Origin of the sequence: Erwinia sp. JUb26 (assembly GCF_003751505.1) — a bacterium.
In the GTDB taxonomy this organism is placed as follows: Bacteria; Pseudomonadota; Gammaproteobacteria; order Enterobacterales; family Enterobacteriaceae; genus Erwinia.
Genome location: NZ_RJVB01000020.1, coordinates 1 through 2,103 on the forward strand (window position 1 = coordinate 1; position 2,103 = coordinate 2,103).

A 2,103-nucleotide genomic window follows, 5' to 3' on the forward strand; every position below is an offset into this window, starting at 1 on the left:
TCATCTCCGGGGGTAGAGCACTGTTTCGGCTAGGGGGCCATCCCGGCTTACCAACCCGATGCAAACTGCGAATACCGGAGAATGTTATCACGGGAGACACACGGCGGGTGCTAACGTCCGTCGTGAAGAGGGAAACAACCCAGACCGCCAGCTAAGGTCCCAAAGTCATGGTTAAGTGGGAAACGATGTGGGAAGGCACAGACAGCCAGGATGTTGGCTTAGAAGCAGCCATCATTTAAAGAAAGCGTAATAGCTCACTGGTCGAGTCGGCCTGCGCGGAAGATGTAACGGGGCTAAACCATGCACCGAAGCTGCGGCAGCGACGCTTATGCGTTGTTGGGTAGGGGAGCGTTCTGTAAGCCGCAGAAGGTGGACTGTGAGGTCTGCTGGAGGTATCAGAAGTGCGAATGCTGACATAAGTAACGATAAAGCGGGTGAAAAGCCCGCTCGCCGGAAGACCAAGGGTTCCTGTCCAACGTTAATCGGGGCAGGGTGAGTCGACCCCTAAGGCGAGGCCGAAAGGCGTAGTCGATGGGAAACAGGTTAATATTCCTGTACTCGGTGTTACTGCGAAGGGGGGACGGAGAAGGCTATATCAGCCGGGCGACGGTTGTCCCGGTTTAAGCATGTAGGCGGAGGTTCCAGGTAAATCCGGAATCTTGTTAACGCTGAGGTGTGATGACGAGGCACTACGGTGCTGAAGTGATAAATGCCCTGCTTCCAGGAAAAGCCTCTAAGCATCAGGTAACACAGAATCGTACCCCAAACCGACACAGGTGGTCAGGTAGAGAATACCAAGGCGCTTGAGAGAACTCGGGTGAAGGAACTAGGCAAAATGGTGCCGTAACTTCGGGAGAAGGCACGCTGTCGTTAGGTGATACCCCTTGCGGGTGGAGCTGAAGGCAGTCGAAGATACCAGCTGGCTGCAACTGTTTATTAAAAACACAGCACTGTGCAAACACGAAAGTGGACGTATACGGTGTGACGCCTGCCCGGTGCCGGAAGGTTAATTGATGGGGTTATCCGCAAGGAGAAGCTCTTGATCGAAGCCCCGGTAAACGGCGGCCGTAACTATAACGGTCCTAAGGTAGCGAAATTCCTTGTCGGGTAAGTTCCGACCTGCACGAATGGCGTAATGATGGCCAGGCTGTCTCCACCCGAGACTCAGTGAAATTGAACTCGCTGTGAAGATGCAGTGTACCCGCGGCAAGACGGAAAGACCCCGTGAACCTTTACTACAGCTTGACACTGAACATTGAGCCTTGATGTGTAGGATAGGTGGGAGGCTTTGAAGCGTGGACGCCAGTCTGCGTGGAGCCAACCTTGAAATACCACCCTTTAACGTTTGATGTTCTAACCTGGCGCCGTGATCCGGCGTGGGGACAGTGTCTGGTGGGTAGTTTGACTGGGGCGGTCTCCTCCTAAAGAGTAACGGAGGAGCACGAAGGTTAGCTAATCACGGTCGGACATCGTGAGGTTAGTGCAATGGCATAAGCTAGCTTGACTGCGAGAGTGACGGCTCGAGCAGGTACGAAAGTAGGTCATAGTGATCCGGTGGTTCTGAATGGAAGGGCCATCGCTCAACGGATAAAAGGTACTCCGGGGATAACAGGCTGATACCGCCCAAGAGTTCATATCGACGGCGGTGTTTGGCACCTCGATGTCGGCTCATCACATCCTGGGGCTGAAGTAGGTCCCAAGGGTACGGCTGTTCGCCGTTTAAAGTGGTACGCGAGCTGGGTTTAGAACGTCGTGAGACAGTTCGGTCCCTATCTGCCGTGGGCGCTGGAGAATTGAGAGGGGTTGCTCCTAGTACGAGAGGACCGGAGTGAACGCACCACTGGTGTTCGGGTTGTCATGCCAATGGCATTGCCCGGTAGCTAAGTGCGGAAAAGATAAGCGCTGAAAGCATCTAAGCGCGAAACTTGCCTCGAGATGAGTTCTCCCTGGGTCCTTGAGACCCCTGAAGGGACGTTGAAGACTACGACGTTGATAGGCCGGGTGTGTAAGCGCAGCGATGCGTTGAGCTAACCGGTACTAATGACCCGTGAGGCTTAACCTTACAACACCAGAAGCGTTCTGGTGAGTGTTGAGAGACAACAC

At 54.1% G+C, this 2,103-nt stretch carries 1 rRNA gene; it reads left to right on the forward strand.

Annotated elements, in window-relative coordinates:
- Positions 1–2,062, forward strand: a 23S ribosomal RNA gene (locus EC836_RS24525); the annotation flags it as partial.
- Between the last annotated feature and the right edge of the window lie 41 nt (positions 2,063–2,103).